This is a genomic window from uncultured Bifidobacterium sp. (genome assembly GCF_959020145.1).
Lineage (GTDB): Bacteria > Actinomycetota > Actinomycetes > Actinomycetales > Bifidobacteriaceae > Bifidobacterium.
The window spans coordinates 66,911-81,815 of record NZ_CAUEQY010000002.1 but is presented as its reverse complement, the minus strand read 5'-3'; the positions used below and the strand labels follow the sequence as shown (position 1 = coordinate 81,815).

Sequence of the window (14,905 nt, the reverse complement as noted above, 5' to 3'; positions counted from 1 at the left end):
TAATGGAAACGCCTCCGGCGAAAGATGGCGCCCCTCACCGCCCGAAGTTCTCAAGACATGCCCGATGCCCGTTCCGTCAGTGCCGTTCTCCCGGATTGCATATCTGCATGGCGACGCCATCCTCCATAATATGGAATCCATGCTTCTCATAGAACGTGGCATTCTTGCTTTCCTCAGGCATAACCTCGATATACAGGTAATCGTGGTACCGCTGCTTGACCATGCCGACAAGATGTCCGGCAATGCCGCGCCCTTGGTATTCAGGATCGACCAGCACATAGTGCATGTATGCCACCATCTCCGTGTCATCAAGCACTCGCACCAGACCCACCAGACGTTCGCCATCCCATGCGCTGAATACGGTGGATGACCCCATCAACGCCTTATGCAACCGTTCAGGATATTGACCGGACACCCAGCCGACTGAAAGAAACAGTCGCTGGGTCTGTTCCTTGGTGAATTTCTTTTCATCCGTATATGTGATAACCATATGGCAAGCATAGAATTGCCGGTATGAAACCGTCTCCTTCTATCTTTGCATACGAAACACAAGTGTCTCGGCCACTCCCCTCATGTATCGAAGTGCGCGGAGCCCACGTACATAATCTGAAAGACGTCGACATCGACATCCCGCTCAACAGCATGGTCGGCATAGCCGGAATCTCAGGCTCAGGAAAAAGCTCCCTCGCGCTTGGCGTGCTGTACGCGGAGGGATCACGACGCTATCTGGAAGCGCTATCGACCTATACAAGAAGACGTATGACCCAGGCAAGCCGCGCAACCGTCGACGAGGTGCGTCATATTCCGGCGGCATTGGCACTGCATCAGCGTCCATCAGTGCCTGGAGTCCGTTCCACGTTCGGCACAATGAGCGAACTGCTCAACAGTCTGCGCCTCCTGTTCTCCCGGATCGGATCGCACGTGTGCGAACACTGCGGAGCACGCAACCAACCCACGATGAACGTTGCCGCCGAGCTTCCGATGCATTGCACGTTCTGCGGCGGACTCATGCATCCGCCATCAGCGGAGGATCTCGCATTCAACGCCGCGGGCGCGTGTCCGACATGCTCAGGCACCGGAATCATGAGGGAAGTCGACCGTTCCGCCTTGGTACCGGATGAGTCGAAAAGCATTGACGAGGGAGCCGTGCTGCCGTGGGGATCGTTGATGTGGGATTTGATGAAGCAAGTATGCGGGGCCATGGGAGTACGTACCAACGTACCGTTCAACCAACTCACCGAACAAGAACGAGATATCGTGTTCGCCGGCCCAGCCATCAAGAAGCACATCCTATACAAGCCGAAAAAAGGCGACGATTTCGCCGAACTCGACTTCACGTACTACAACGCCGTATACACCGTGGAGAACGCCCTCACCAAAGCCAAGGACGAAAAAGGGCTTAAACGTGTTGCGAGGTTCCTCAAAGAGCGTCCCTGCAGCGATTGCGGAGGGACCAGACTTTCCGAACGCGCCCGCCAGCCACGTATCAGAGACATCAATCTGGCTCAGGCAACCGCGATGTCTCTGGACGCACTCGTTTCCTGGGTAGGGTCCGTGCCGGAATCGCTGGAACCACATATGCGCACCATGGCGAGCGCCATCTGTGAATCGTTCCTCAATACGTCACGGCGTTTATTGGAACTCGGTCTCGGGTATCTGTCCTTGGACCGCGCCGGAGCCACGCTGTCCACCGGCGAGCGCCAACGCGTGCAGCTTGCCCGCGCCGTGCGCAATCGCACCACAGGCGTGTTATATGTGCTGGATGAGCCGTCGATTGGGTTGCATCCCGCGAATGTCGACGGACTGCTCGGTGTCATGCGTGACCTGGTGGCTGATGGCAATTCCGTGGTAGTGGTCGATCATGACACTCGGGTGCTGGCCGAAACCGATTATCTCATCGAGATGGGGCCAGGTGCCGGCGCAAAGGGCGGTCAGGTGATTGCGCAGGGAACGGTGCCGCAGGTGATTGATACCCGCGAATCGCGCATCGCGCCGTTCCTTGCCCAGGGTGGCAACGTTCATGACCGTGTGCGTGACAACATTGACGCCCATGAAATCTTCTCCGCAGGACGAATTCATATGGAAACCGACCGTCTGCATACCGTCGGCCCGTTATCGGTAGATATTCCCCGTGGACGGCTGACCGCCGTAACAGGGGTATCCGGTTCCGGCAAGACGACGATGGTACTGGAGATGTTGATGCCCGCTTTGCAGTCGCGGATCGACAGGTCGCCGCAGCCGACGCAGGTGCGGCTCCTCGAGGCGGACGGTGTGTCCAAGGCACATCTTATCGATGCCACGCCTATCGGTGCGAACATACGTTCCACCGTCGCTACATATTGCGGCGTCCATGACGATCTTCGACGCGCGTTCGCAAAAACAGATGCTGCGCGGACCATCGGTCTGAAAGCGGGGGCATTCTCCTATAACACTGGCAAGCTGCGTTGCGCGACGTGCGACGGCACGGGATCGATTTCGCTCGACGTGCAGTTCCTGCCTGACGTCGATATCGAATGCCCGGCATGCCATGGCTCGCGGTATTCCGATGCAATCGCCGAGCTGAAGCTCCCCTGCACCGACGGAGTGGCGTATTCGATGCCGCAGTTAATGACAATGACCGTCGACGATGCCATGCCTGTCTTACGAGATGTCAAACCGATCCAAACGAAGCTTGCCACGTTGCATGAATTGGGTTTGGGCTATCTTGCGTTGGGCGAGCCAACTCCCGCGCTGTCGGGCGGTGAGGCCCAGCGTTTGAAATTGGCCAGCGAGATGGGGCGGAAACAGCATGATGCGGTATTCGTGTTCGATGAGCCGACAATCGGCTTGCATCCGCTTGATGTTCGCGTGCTGCTGCACGTGTTTGATGAACTTGTAGCGAATGGCGCGACGGTGGTCGTCATCGAACATGATTTGGACGTGATTGCCAATGCGGACTATGTGGTGGATATGGGACCGGGCGGCGGTGAAGCAGGCGGACGCGTAGTATGCGAGGGAGCGCCTTCTCGGATCGCCGCATGTCCGGAAAGCGTCACTGGACGATACCTACAATCGTCGCAATGCTGATATTGTCCCATCTTCGGGCATCTGCAGTCAGTCTGATGATGGGACAGGCAGTTCCCGCCATGCTTGAAGATGATGCAGCGCACGTACGATGTTGCATTGATCAAGTAACGTCCCTTCAGCGGCGCACATGGTGGGATACCACATGCGATGGCGGAGCGTGGCTTGTTTGCCAGTACCTTTGATGAGTTCGCCTTCATCAGAGGCATATTGAAAATGCAGATGACTGAGCAGTCCCCCGTGTCTGAGCACGGAGCGTTCAGGCATGGGCTCCATCGCGATGAGTACGGCGAAGGGATCGGAGGCACCGGCATCGCTAGCGTGGAACACATAGCAGGGTTTGCCTTCCAGCCCCTTGTCGTGCACATGATCAAGCCGATATTCATGTGTTGTGATGGGGGTGCGTTTTTCGTCCAGCCAAGTCAGGTTAAAGCCTGCGACAGCATCATCGTCGCCAACTGCGGACGGCTGCTCGATATGCCATCCACCAATGCGGAATCGCCACTCCTTGCCCGAGGTTTTGCAGGCTTTTGCCCAGAAGCGTCGCGCATCGCCGAGCATCATGATCGCGAACAGCGGCTTGGATCGCATGGCTTTCGTCGAATCCTTCCAAGCCCGGTCAAGGTTCGGGTCATGATTGTTGATCAAATGTTCGAAGCTAATCCAGTCTCCCAGCCAATCGTTCACATTGAAGTCCATGCCAGACGATCCTCTTCTTCTCCCTGTTCGTTATGCAGTTCGTCTTCCAGCGCTATGATGCGGTCGCACCATAGCGCTGCAAGCTCATAATCATGTGTTACGACCAACACCGCTTTGCCACGGTCCGCGAGCTTTCGCAGAAGTCCGCCGACTTGGGTCATATGCAACCGGTCCAGTCCGCTGGTCGGTTCGTCCAAAACAATGAATCGCTTATCGCTCATCAAAGCGCAGGCTATAGCCAGCCTCTGCTTTTGACCGCCGGATAAACTCATCGGGTGGCGCTGCACGGAATCCAATAGGTCGAGGTCTCGTAGCACAGCATCGCATCGGTCACGCACAGCGTCATCCATCCCATCAAGTCCCAGTAATGCCTCTTCCCGAACACTATCGGAGAAGAGCTGGTAATTGACGTCCTGCATGACGAGAAATCCGGCACGAGTCAAAGCGCCGCGGCTCGCTTTCGTCCCATTCAATAGCACCATGCCGTTCAACGGAGCGGCAAGACCGCATAGCGTACGTGCCAAAGTGCTTTTGCCAACCCCGTTCGACCCCATAAGGCCAAGAATCTCACCCTCGTGAATGTCGAAATCGGGAATATCACGTGCGAATACGGGTGTCTTGCGGCCTAGAAGTCCCCGCTTTGTATGGCCTACACTCAGGCCGCGCACACCAATGACGACCTGTCGCTTGTCCTCGTCGGGCGCAATGCCTCCATGTTGGAGTTTACGATGCACGGCAAGCCTGTATGGTCTGTCATCGAGGGCGCGCAATCCTAATGCCGCGACGCGCTGTTCGGACATCGCCAGAAAATCGGACGCCTCATATTCACCGAGAATCGTACCGTGATCGAACACTATGAAACGGTCCGCTAAATCCGCGCACCATGCAAGACGGTGTTCGGCAATGACGATGGTCATTCCATCAGCTCTCAATCGGGAGACCATGTCATGCAGCCTGCGAATCGCCACCATATCTAAATTACTTGTCGGCTCATCCATAACGATGAGTCCAGGAGCCAGCATGGTCGATGCCGCGACAGCAAGCTGTTGCTTCTGGCCACCTGAAAGCGTCATGATCCTACGACCTAATAGATGCCTGATGTGAAACTGCTCCGCGACATCATGCACGCGTTGCCGAATCCGCGCGGGAGACATGCCCGTATTCTCGCAGGGGAATGCCAGCTCATCGGTGGAATCAGCATTGAAATACTGCGTCTTCGGATTCTGGAATACGCTGCCCACCTGTCCCACATAGCTTTCCACAGGAGCCAATCCGGCGCGGATTCCGCACGTCATATGGATGCCCTGCAAATCGCCGGAATAGAAACCAGGTATCAGACCATTGAGCAAACGTGTGTACGTGGTTTTGCCACAGCCGCTTTGTCCACATAAGATGGCAATCTCGCCTTGCGGTATGGCACAGCTGATGTCATTCAGCGCATCGACCTCAGCAGCTTCATCAGCATGATATGCGAATGAGCACCGTTGCGTCCATGCGACTATCCGATTGATATCACTTCCGATACTCACCATGCTCCTCCAATGCCCAATGCCAGAGGAACCGTGCAGATGACCATCCATGCCCAATCAATGCCATGCATGCGGATTTCGGTATGACATGTATGAGGCCCGCAAATGCCGATTCCTTTGGTCAGTGCGGCTACGGACAAATCCTGGGCGACCCCCGTAGCGTTCATCAACAACGGCATCAGGATGTATTCCAAAGACTGAGCCGGATGACGGAGCAGGGCGAATGTCCCCTGGGCGATGCCACGTAATGCCATCGCGTCACGAATCTGATGGTAATCGTCATGGATTGTCGGGAAGAACCGGATGCACACCACACATGGAATCACAATCGTCTCCGGAATGCGCATGCGCCGCAGGGCACACACGAATTGACTGGCCGTAGTCGTGGTGAATGCGTATATGCCGGCAATCAGACAAGGCATCATCATCCGGATGCCGACACAAAGCAAACCAAACATATGCAACCAGCTGCCGCCATCGTCAAGCGTCGATGCCCAAGTCCCCACTAGTAGCAATACATAGATGCAACCGAAGCGTACCGCAGCCGCCCATCGTCCCGCGCCGAGCAGTGGCAGAAGAAGCAGCAATACTGTAAGCGACTCCACAACCACGTCGACATGGAAGAACAGCAACAGGTTGGCCAATGCCACTAGGTACAGTTTGGTTCTTGGGTCCAGGGCCATCAGATGATGCCGGTCTTCGCAAAATGCTTCTTCAGCATACGCTGCCCAAACCAGCCTCCGAGCAACGCACATACCAGTACCACTATCATGGCAATGAAAAACGTGCCGGTATTGACATGTGCGAACACACCATCGATATAGGACGAGTCCTTGCCACGGGCCTGCAGACTGGCCACATAGGCATCCTTCATGAACCACAACGGCAGAATCGGACCGGTCAGCCCATAGCAGAACACGACATAACTCGCCAGGATACCTGTCTTGCTCCGATAGTCCCCGGCGCGAGCGATGGCATCAGCGATGACCGGAAACACGATGCTCGCAGCAAGGGAAAGGATGAAATGTCCGGATACGAACAAGAACAATCCGACGACGATGCCCATCACGCTAATCGCGCCGAATTTTCCGACCTTGGCAACCAGGAGCATATATACGCAACCACAGATCAATGCGGCGACCGCAGGCAGAAGAATCATGCCGAATCCCATCAAAGCCACGGAACTGAACAGCGTGGCCACGGCGACCAGCACGAAATACAAGGCAGTGAACACACCTATCGTGATGAGATCGGGAATGGTCAGATGCCTCGACTTGGTCGACATGCCCTGCTGCGTCATGGTCAGTCCTTTCGATTGTCATGGGCGGCCAGCCACCAATGTATCGAGGAAACACGGAAAAGACAATAGTTTTTCCTCGTTTTCATGGAAAACTATCCAATCCGCGTCGCGGTAATCCATAAACCATCCATACCCAGAGACAATGAAACGACGCCCCGAGTCAACGTCCTCGCTCCAGTCTCAGACGACAAGGCAATATCCCAATGCCGCGGCCATCACAGGAACCACCACCGACGTCAGCACATATCCCACGAACACGGTGATCCGCCCACCGCGCAACAACGTCACGGATTCGTTCATCATGGTGGAGAATGTGGAGAATCCACCAAGGAAGCCGGTCGCCAACATCACATGCGCGGGATCCGACAGAAACCGGCGTGAGTACAGACCTGCAATCACGCCTGCCAGGAATCCGGCAATACTGTTGATCACAAAGGTCGACAAAGGAAATGCCTTATGCCAAGAAGCTTTGATAACGGAATCACAAACATACCTTGCGGCGGCGCCGAGACCACCACACAGGCACACCGATACGGCGATGACCGCATTATTCATCAGTCCGCCTCCTTGCCCATGGCATGGCGATCACCATCGTTATGCTCAGTACCGGCAAACCGCAGCCCGACATGCGCGCCAACGTATGCCAGCAGACAGCCCACGATGAAGGTCGTGCAACAATACGCCGCACAATCCATGGCTTTGCCGTCATGCAGCATAGTGAATTCCTCGAGGGCGAGAGTGGACATGGTGGACAATCCTCCACACATGCCCATGCCACATCCACGGTTCACATATTCCTTCGCGCGTCCCACGGTTCTGCGGGTTCCTCCCAGCCATGCCGAAAGCGCCGCGTATACGAAGCAGGCGGCCATATTCGCCGCGAATGTGCCGATATGGAATGCGCCGCAGTCGGGAATGACCGAACAAGCGTAGCGTAATGCGGTTCCGATGCATCCCCCAAGGAACACCACGCATATGAGATCGACTCGAATGATATGTTGTCGTGCCATGTATCTTCTTTCCAGCGAGGTGCCGAACCAATATGACAGACATGGAAGAATGGCGATGCCACAACCGCTGAAAGCCATAAGGTACAGCACACCCTATGTCGTAGGAACCATCAGCGGGTTTGCGGTTCGAAGCCTGTAACGGCTTCAGGCGAGTCCCATCACCGCAGTCCAGTATATCCGGCACGCGAGGCCGTCCGTACCATCATTCACGATGCGGACAACTTCCCCGGACTACCGCAACGTACGATCCATAACCGTCGCCAATAGCGCGGCGACCCCCAAAACCGCAACTGTGATGCCAATGCCGTGGAGCCCTCCATCAGTGACCGTCTCACCGAAGAACACGCCACTCAATGAGGACGCACCGATAGACCCGATATAGATGGACGTGCGCAGCAGACCAGACGACGTGCCAATATGCTCGGATGCCGCTCGGCGATATAGCACGGTCTGACTGGTCGACATGCTGAGTCCCAACACCAGTCCCGCGACAGCGGAGGCGGTCAACGGCAATACGACCATGCCAGCGGATGACGTGCAAGCCAACAACATGCCCACCGCCACCATCGCCGAACAGCACACCATCAACGGCAGGCGCACTATCGGCTTCTTCGCGATGGATAACGAAGCCACTGTCGCCACCACCCCCATCGGAATGATGAACATGCCGGAAACACCGGCGTTCATATGGCAGGCATCCTCCAACCACTGGGGCAAGGCGTACATGACCACATAAGCGCCAAGCATGGTGAGCATCGCACGCAGAAAATTCAACGTCATCGCATTATCCGCCGCGAGTGAACGCACATCGACGAAAGGCGTTGCCGCATGCAACTCCCACGCGACAAAAGCCAACAAAGCGATGACAGTGACGCAACCGGACACCTTGTCGAAAGTAGGCAAACTCATAAGAACAATCAGCAGCGCGCTGATTGTGATGGAGAATAGCAACAGACCCATGACATCGAGATGCGCGATGAAGAAGGATACGGTCATGCGATGTTCATGCTTCGCATCGGGCTCGATGCTTGCCAATCCCAGCACAATCGTGATGATGCCGACCAACACGTTGACGAAGAAGGTGGAGCGCCATCCCAAAAAGGTGACCAACAGGCCGCCCAACGGTGGACCGACAGCGATGAGCACCAGTCCCACCATAGCGAGAATGGAAAGGACCAACGAAGGCGGTTCCGCCAATCCCATGCGATCAGCCCGTCTGCGAACCAGCAGCATGGCAGCAGGATAGCCACAGGATGTGCCCGCACCAATAAGCACACGCGACGTCAGCAGCACGCCGAGATTCGGGGCGAAACCACCCAGTAGTCCTCCAATCATGACCAATGCCGCACCGGCCATGAACACCGAGCGAGGACCAATGATCTCAGAAAGCTTGCCCGCCGTCGGCTGCGCGATGGCACATGTCAGGTACAGCGCAGATATCAGCAGGGTCGCCCTTCCGGCATCAATCCGCAAATCATGTGAAATCGGTGCGAGCGCCGTCGAGATAAGCGTGCTGTTGACAGGGTTGAGACCGACCCCAAATATCATCGCCATGATGAAGGTCTTGGGAAACGCGGGAGTTTCTCTTGTCTTATCAGCCGTCTTCATCGCGTGTCGCCTCCCGTCGGCAGCGATTCCGTGGCGGCGATGCGTTCGATCAATGTGGTCGCAGCGGCGAGGTCCCCGCGCTCGCCGTCATCCAATGCATATTCGATGGCATGCGCCAGCCAAGTTGTTTGGCTAGCGGTTACGTGGGCGAGGAACGCATGTCCTTCATCGGTCAAGCCGACCAGTCGACGACGACGATCTTTCGAATCGGCATGCTGTGTGACATACCCTGTGGACCTCAGTAGTTCAAGACGCTGGGTGATGGCCTGTTGCGATACGTGTTCGTACGCGGCCAAAGTCGATACCGACAGTTCTCCCTCGGTATCCAGCCGCTTCAACATGGCAAGCTGCGAAGCGGTGATGCCCCGTTCCGCGATGCCGGCCTCATGCTTCATCCGAGCTTGCAGCCTGCTGACCGCAATCGCCAATTCCATGGCGACATCCGATGTCGAATATTCGTCTTTCGTATCCATTTCGATTGCCTCCAGCTGGCCACCATAGCACTTACACAAGCTACTTGTGCAATCTGCTTGCGGATTTCCTCGCATGACGCCACTCGCCGCAAGGCTTCAAACCGTTATCGCCCTGAACAACAAAAAGGGCCATCCCACTTTTGCAGGATGGCCCTCCATATAAGAACAACAGACCTCAGGCAAGTTTGCCGTAGGCTTCGGCATCCACCGGCTCGAGCCATTCGTTGCTCATGGATGCCGGATCGCCCGCAGGGACCATGAAGGCTAGATGCGAGCATGATTCGCCGGGGGCGGCGCCATGCCAGTGCTTCGTATCCGCGGGGATGCAGACGGCCTGCCCGGCCTTGAGCTCCTTTGGCTCCTGTCCCTCGATCTGGTAGTAGCCGCAACCGCCGACCGCGATGAGTACCTGCGCCGCGTTGTGATGGATGTGCCAGTTGTTGCGGCAACCCGGCTCGAAGGTCACGTTATGGATGGCAATCTGCGGAGTCTCGAGCACCGGAGCAAGGTAGCTCTGTCCCACGAAGTACTGCGCGAAGCCGTCGTTCGGTTCTCCCATCGGGAATGCGCTCGGATTTTCCATTGTCGACCCGTCCTTTCATTTATGCTCTGTACCGTTCCCTATTCAACGCCCGGCGAAAAAGAATGTCCAATGTGAGTATGGTATATCGTTCCATGCGTCGATTGCATATCAAACCATTCATGCGAGGTATTGGTTCTGCCAATCGAAACGGGATATGCTGACCTTCCGAACATCAACGGCAGAAGAGCTTCAGTATGACTGACATGAGCTACGCCCCACTGGGATGGTCCGGCATCCAAGTTTCCAAGGTCTGCCTTGGCGGTATGAGTTTCGGCAAGACCTCCCCGTAATTCCATCAGTGGACCATCGATGCCGACGCCACCGAACAGCCGTCAGTACAACATGGCGCTCACCCCATACTCCCCATGGCGTCCGGCCATCTGACCCATCCGTCCTGGGATTCCGATTCCAAACGCGGCACCACCGACGGCACCATGCGCAACAAGTACGATCAGGCACGTGCGCAGGATATGCCGATCATCGAACGCGTGCACGGGCTCGCGGAACGGCTCGGCGTGCCGATGGCGCGGATCGCCCTCGCCTGGCATTGGGCCAAGGACGTCACGGCACCGATCGTCGGCTGCTCGAAGACGGAGCGCGTGGATGATGTCATCGAAGCACTTGGAGTAAAACTCAGCGAATCCGACATCGCCTATCTTGAGGAGCCGTACACGGCGCATGAACTGGTCGGCCCATTGGCCAGGCCGGGCGAGCGCGCGCTGGCCGGCACCCTTGCGCCGACTCTGAAGGAGAAAGCCAAGTAGCGCCACACGTCGCCGGAAAGTGGCTAGCGCACCGGGATGCAGATCTCGGTCACGAACTGGGCGGGATCCGATGTCAACCCTTCATCGATCAACGCGATCTCACGTGAGAACCCGGTGATGTCGAGACCCTGCTCTGCGGTGTACCATATCAGCTCGCGATACCGGTCGGGGGCATCGCCATGACTCCCCCGGAACCGGATGCGCACGCAATCGGTCTCCGGCAATGCCACGGTGTCGCCCTCATATTCGTCCTCGTCGTCAAGCAATAGGAACACCAACCCGTAATCGGCATATCCGCCCTGTTCCAACGATTCCTTGTCAATGCCGACGCCGACCTTGCCGAGGAAGACCAGCGAATCCTTCTGATGCTGCTCCAGCTTGCGGATCGAATATTCCAGGCCGAGATACGAGTCGACCTTCGGTGAATCCCTGATCCAGACGATCCTGCAGGCGGGTTGCCGCACAACACGTATCACGTCGAATTCGGACTGCTCAGCGTCCCGCAGCCGCTCCAAGCGATGGTCGATCTTCCGCTGGACCATTTCCAGCTCATGCTGTTTGCGCTCGATCAGGGCTTTCTGTGCAACAAGCTTGTCCTCGATGACATGCACGTCGCGATTGTGCAGGAACTCGGCTATCTGCGTCAACGGCATATCCAGCACACGCAGGTACCGGATTGTGTTCAGCACCTCGAACTGCTTGGCACCGTAATACCGGTACCCGGTGCGCGGGTCGATATATTCGGGTTCCAGCAAGCCGCAACGCTCATAATGCCGAAGCGTGCCCAGCGACACATTGAACATATCTGCAACCTTGCCTATACGGAACAGTCTGCCGTCACCCGGCAAAGCGTCGCGCCCTCCACTTCGCTCACTCGCCGTCATGCACGCGCCTTCTCCGAAATTACGCCGTGACGCTTGAGCCACGCGTAGAAGCCAAGACAGATCAGCACGGAAAGCAGCGATCCGGCGGGCGCGGCGACGCCCATGGGGAACAAGGTGTTCGGGAACAGCTTGGATGCCAGATACGCCCCGGGCACACGGACCAGGGTGATGGCCACGATATTGTGGATGAATCCGATATAGGAGCGCCCGCATGCGGCGAAGAAGCCGCTGAAGCAGAAGTGGATGCCCGCGAAGATGCTGTCGACGATGTAGCTGCGGATGTACTGTGTTCCCAGCAGGATTACCGTCGCATCGGTGGTGAACAGGCCGACGATGGAGCCCGCCGTCAGTTCCACCACAATCGATATGACGATGCCGTAGACGACGGTGATCGCGGTGGCGTATCGCAGTGTCTTCGTCGCTCGCTCCATCCTGCCGGCACCGATGTTCTGCGCCGAGACGGCGGATACCGTGGCCAGCATGGACGACGGTACCAGGAACAACGCGCTGATCACCTTTTCGACGACGCCGACAGCTGCCGCATCGTTCAGGCCACGGTAGTTGGCGATGACCGTGATGATGATGAAGGCGATCTGGATGCAGCCGTCCTGAACCGCCGTCGGCACTCCGATGCCGAGAATGCCGCGGAGCATGGCCCTATCGGGGCGAAGATCGCCGAACTTCAGTCTGATGCCCGTACGCCGGCGGCGAATCGCCACCAATGTCACGGTCACACTGATGGCCTGCGCCAGTGTGGTGCCCAATGCCGCGCCCGAGGGACCAAGACGCAGCCAGCCCATAAACAGGTAGTCGAACACGATGTTGCAGAAGCATGCAACCGCAATGAAATACATGGGGCTTTTCGAATCGCCCATCCCACGGAACACCGAGCTGATAATGTTGTACGCGACGATGAACGGGATGCCGATATAGCAGATGGTCAGATACTGCGCGGTTCCCTCGACGGCTTCGACTGGCACGCCGATCAGCGAGATGATGTTGTGCACGTTCAACAGCAGAACGACCGTCAGCGCCAACGCGATTCCTGCGAACAGCGTGATGACGTTGCCGATGGCCTTGGCCGCACGGTCGAGCCTGTTCGCGCCGACCGCACGGCCGATGGTGACGGTCGCGCCCATGGCAAGACCCACGATGACCACGGTGAGCATGTACAGCACCTGGCTGCCGTTCGCCACCGCGGTGATGCCGTCGATGCCGATGAACTGTCCGGCGATGAACAGATCGGCCATGCCGTACAGCGTCTGCAGGAAATACGACAGCAGATACGGCAACGCGAAGGTGACGATCGTTCTGAACACGCTTCCCGTTGTCAGGTTCTTTCCCATGGGTTGTCTCTTATCCTCCCGTTTCGGCCTATGTCTTCCAGCAGGAAGGCTAAACCTTACAATGGTTGTAGAGTCAATCCCAAAGCATTGTCATGTCCAATATGCGGAAAACCGTCTTTCACCCCATGACCGGAGCGGTGGCTTCGTCTTCCCCGTCCGGCTCGTCGGCGAGACCCATGAGCTCTCCCATCTTGTCCGCGTACACGCCCGTCTCATGCATGAGCAGGGCCCGCACTGCCCGAAGCGATTCGCGATCCCGAGGAAGACGGTACAAGGCGATGGTCGCGGCCATTTCGCCAAGCTTTTCATAGTTGTCCAACATGCGTTTGCGATCCTTGTGCGAAGCGAGCATCGCATCCATGCGATCCTCCGGTTCGGCGAAAAAGATATATCCGGCAAGGGTAAGCAGCAGACCAGCCTTCCTCACATTGCGTGCCTGGCTGTCAAGTTCTTTGACACCATTCTCGAACATGGTTCGATCACGCAGTCTGAAGCCTTCCTGGAGAAGACCCGAAGCCGACGGCCCCATAAGGGAGATGGCAAGGTCATGCAGATAGAGCGGGTCTTTCCATATATCCTCCACTTCATATACGCCATTGTCCTCGATCTCGGCCAGTAGTTGGGCGACGGGCTTAGTGTTCTCATCCCACAGATTCCGATATGCCTCCACAATGTGTTCGGCGTCATACAGATATCTGGCATCGAGGCAAGCCGGATATTCCAATGAGCTGGTGACGCTCAGATCCACAGAACAGGCATATTCCAGATCCGCCTTGATCCGCATATCCTGCAACTGGGCGCATACATGCCTGTATCGGAAATCGGGATCACATCCCAATTCGACCACTTTCGGATCATCGCGGAGCATACACATACCCAATCCCCCATAAGCGAGAACCATCAGCGCCGCATCAGCGGCCCTAGGCTCGCCCCCTCCCCATCGCAACAGAGTGTATGCGGCCAGACGGTAGGTCTGTCGCAGGTATTCCATCATGCATTCGAGCCGTTTCCTCCTTCCGCCTCCGCTCTTCTTCCCCTTGGTCTTTTTCCTTCGGAACACCTCACGTGTATCGAACAGACCAAGCTGGAACGGCATCCTGTTGCTCGGCCGATGCGTCGCCACCGCGACGGAAGCATCATTAATCATTTCATACAGCCATGCGCTCATGCCGTATTTACGAACCACATTGCGGCATCCGGTCAGGAATTCGGCATCATAGCCTATTTGGAACCGATCCAATATGATCATATCCATGTCGAGGTTCACCGGCCATGACGTGCCGCCGAACAAGTCATCCGCAAGCTCGTGCACCACGTCATCGAACAGGGAAAGCGGACCTTCCATATCGTGTTCGAGACGTATCCGATCAAGGTCCGCGAAACAACGCCCCGAGCTGTACCGGTCGAAGCGCTCGATCAGCCGATCCATCGTTTGCAGGAAAGCCTGTTCGTCCATATTGAATGGCGTGGCCACGGCAACTGTCATATGCAACTCCTTCGTCGTAGAGATGCACCTACTGTCGCATATCCGTCCACCTCTCCGTCACAATCCTTTGAAAAAAGTGAATAAGTGGACAATTTCCACCTATCCACACCCCCATACCTGTCTGTGGACAACTTGCGCAATAACAAAAGGCCCTTCCTCC

General features: G+C 56.7%; 15 protein-coding genes and 1 riboswitch. Of the genes, 2 read left to right on the top strand and 13 right to left on the bottom strand.

The window, feature by feature from the left end:
- Positions 1 to 76 precede the first annotated feature (76 nt).
- On the bottom strand, positions 77 to 490 hold the full coding sequence (locus Q5H33_RS01320) for a GNAT family N-acetyltransferase (RefSeq protein ID WP_003809404.1): 414 nt from the start codon (positions 488 to 490) through the stop codon (positions 77 to 79).
- 377 nt (positions 491 to 867) lie between these two features.
- Between Q5H33_RS01320 and Q5H33_RS01315 the strand changes: the two genes are divergently transcribed.
- A complete protein-coding gene (locus tag Q5H33_RS01315; protein ID WP_227561546.1) occupies positions 868 to 3,066 on the top strand; it encodes an excinuclease ABC subunit A in 2,199 nt (732 codons plus the stop codon).
- Between the two features lie 27 nt (positions 3,067 to 3,093).
- Here Q5H33_RS01315 and Q5H33_RS01310 read toward each other — a convergent pair whose 3' ends face one another.
- From Q5H33_RS01310 to Q5H33_RS01270, 9 genes are all read right to left on the bottom strand, one after another.
- Complete coding sequence (locus tag Q5H33_RS01310) at positions 3,094 to 3,750, bottom strand: hypothetical protein (RefSeq protein ID WP_270479470.1); 657 nt, start codon at positions 3,748 to 3,750, stop codon at positions 3,094 to 3,096.
- Entirely contained in the window at positions 3,747 to 5,342 is a 1,596-nt protein-coding gene (locus tag Q5H33_RS01305) for an ABC transporter ATP-binding protein (protein ID WP_302422623.1), read from the bottom strand. Before Q5H33_RS01305 ends, Q5H33_RS01310 begins: the two co-directional genes overlap by 4 nt.
- The gene (locus Q5H33_RS01300) at positions 5,288 to 6,046 is read right to left on the bottom strand and encodes an energy-coupling factor transporter transmembrane protein EcfT (RefSeq protein ID WP_302422622.1); all 759 of its coding nucleotides are present in this window, start codon (positions 6,044 to 6,046) and stop codon (positions 5,288 to 5,290) included. Before Q5H33_RS01300 ends, Q5H33_RS01305 begins: the two co-directional genes overlap by 55 nt.
- Complete coding sequence (locus Q5H33_RS01295; RefSeq protein WP_003809410.1) at positions 5,974 to 6,591, bottom strand: MptD family putative ECF transporter S component; 618 nt, start codon at positions 6,589 to 6,591, stop codon at positions 5,974 to 5,976. Before Q5H33_RS01295 ends, Q5H33_RS01300 begins: the two co-directional genes overlap by 73 nt.
- 180 nt (positions 6,592 to 6,771) lie before the next feature.
- On the bottom strand, positions 6,772 to 7,146 hold the full coding sequence (locus Q5H33_RS01290) for a CrcB family protein (protein WP_003809412.1): 375 nt from the start codon (positions 7,144 to 7,146) through the stop codon (positions 6,772 to 6,774).
- A complete protein-coding gene (locus Q5H33_RS01285) occupies positions 7,146 to 7,601 on the bottom strand; it encodes a CrcB family protein (RefSeq protein ID WP_003809413.1) in 456 nt (151 codons plus the stop codon). Before Q5H33_RS01285 ends, Q5H33_RS01290 begins: the two co-directional genes overlap by 1 nt.
- Before the next feature lie 94 nt (positions 7,602 to 7,695).
- Positions 7,696 to 7,773: riboswitch (Fluoride riboswitch) on the bottom strand.
- Between the two features lie 59 nt (positions 7,774 to 7,832).
- A complete protein-coding gene (locus Q5H33_RS01280) occupies positions 7,833 to 9,209 on the bottom strand; it encodes an MFS transporter (protein WP_021913748.1) in 1,377 nt (458 codons plus the stop codon).
- On the bottom strand, positions 9,206 to 9,682 hold the full coding sequence (locus Q5H33_RS01275) for a MarR family winged helix-turn-helix transcriptional regulator (protein WP_003809417.1): 477 nt from the start codon (positions 9,680 to 9,682) through the stop codon (positions 9,206 to 9,208). Before Q5H33_RS01275 ends, Q5H33_RS01280 begins: the two co-directional genes overlap by 4 nt.
- Positions 9,683 to 9,857: 175 nt before the next feature.
- Positions 9,858 to 10,265 carry a cupin domain-containing protein gene (locus Q5H33_RS01270; protein WP_003809418.1) on the bottom strand — a complete coding sequence of 136 codons (408 nt, stop codon included), beginning with the start codon at positions 10,263 to 10,265 and terminating at the stop codon, positions 9,858 to 9,860.
- A gap of 365 nt (positions 10,266 to 10,630) precedes the next feature.
- Between Q5H33_RS01270 and Q5H33_RS01265 the strand changes: the two genes are divergently transcribed.
- Positions 10,631 to 11,029, top strand: a complete 399-nt coding sequence (locus tag Q5H33_RS01265) for an aldo/keto reductase (RefSeq protein WP_003809420.1) — start codon at positions 10,631 to 10,633, stop codon at positions 11,027 to 11,029.
- A 23-nt stretch (positions 11,030 to 11,052) separates the two neighbouring features.
- On the opposite strand, the gene Q5H33_RS01260 is transcribed toward Q5H33_RS01265, so the two are convergent.
- From Q5H33_RS01260 to Q5H33_RS01250, 3 genes are all read right to left on the bottom strand, one after another.
- On the bottom strand, positions 11,053 to 11,913 hold the full coding sequence (locus tag Q5H33_RS01260) for a MerR family transcriptional regulator (protein WP_011743135.1): 861 nt from the start codon (positions 11,911 to 11,913) through the stop codon (positions 11,053 to 11,055).
- The gene (locus Q5H33_RS01255) at positions 11,910 to 13,259 is read right to left on the bottom strand and encodes an MATE family efflux transporter (RefSeq protein WP_003809424.1); all 1,350 of its coding nucleotides are present in this window, start codon (positions 13,257 to 13,259) and stop codon (positions 11,910 to 11,912) included. The genes Q5H33_RS01260 and Q5H33_RS01255 overlap by 4 nt, the downstream gene beginning before the upstream one ends.
- Before the next feature lie 118 nt (positions 13,260 to 13,377).
- Complete coding sequence (locus Q5H33_RS01250) at positions 13,378 to 14,745, bottom strand: hypothetical protein (RefSeq protein ID WP_003809428.1); 1,368 nt, start codon at positions 14,743 to 14,745, stop codon at positions 13,378 to 13,380.
- Positions 14,746 to 14,905 lie beyond the last annotated feature (160 nt).

Coding starts and splice junctions, on each gene's coding strand:
- Q5H33_RS01320 (WP_003809404.1), bottom strand. CDS start 490: ATGGTTATCACATATACGGATGAAAAGAAATTCACCAAGGAACAGACC.
- Q5H33_RS01315 (WP_227561546.1), top strand. CDS start 868: ATGAGCGAACTGCTCAACAGTCTGCGCCTCCTGTTCTCCCGGATCGGA.
- Q5H33_RS01305 (WP_302422623.1), bottom strand. CDS start 5,342: ATGGATGGTCATCTGCACGGTTCCTCTGGCATTGGGCATTGGAGGAGC.
- Q5H33_RS01300 (WP_302422622.1), bottom strand. CDS start 6,046: ATGTGCGTTGCTCGGAGGCTGGTTTGGGCAGCGTATGCTGAAGAAGCA.
- Q5H33_RS01295 (WP_003809410.1), bottom strand. CDS start 6,591: ATGACGCAGCAGGGCATGTCGACCAAGTCGAGGCATCTGACCATTCCC.
- Q5H33_RS01290 (WP_003809412.1), bottom strand. CDS start 7,146: ATGAATAATGCGGTCATCGCCGTATCGGTGTGCCTGTGTGGTGGTCTC.
- Q5H33_RS01285 (WP_003809413.1), bottom strand. CDS start 7,601: ATGGCACGACAACATATCATTCGAGTCGATCTCATATGCGTGGTGTTC.
- Q5H33_RS01280 (WP_021913748.1), bottom strand. CDS start 9,209: ATGAAGACGGCTGATAAGACAAGAGAAACTCCCGCGTTTCCCAAGACC.
- Q5H33_RS01275 (WP_003809417.1), bottom strand. CDS start 9,682: ATGGATACGAAAGACGAATATTCGACATCGGATGTCGCCATGGAATTG.
- Q5H33_RS01270 (WP_003809418.1), bottom strand. CDS start 10,265: ATGGAAAATCCGAGCGCATTCCCGATGGGAGAACCGAACGACGGCTTC.
- Q5H33_RS01265 (WP_003809420.1), top strand. CDS start 10,631: ATGGCGTCCGGCCATCTGACCCATCCGTCCTGGGATTCCGATTCCAAA.
- Q5H33_RS01260 (WP_011743135.1), bottom strand. CDS start 11,913: ATGACGGCGAGTGAGCGAAGTGGAGGGCGCGACGCTTTGCCGGGTGAC.
- Q5H33_RS01255 (WP_003809424.1), bottom strand. CDS start 13,259: ATGGGAAAGAACCTGACAACGGGAAGCGTGTTCAGAACGATCGTCACC.
- Q5H33_RS01250 (WP_003809428.1), bottom strand. CDS start 14,745: ATGACAGTTGCCGTGGCCACGCCATTCAATATGGACGAACAGGCTTTC.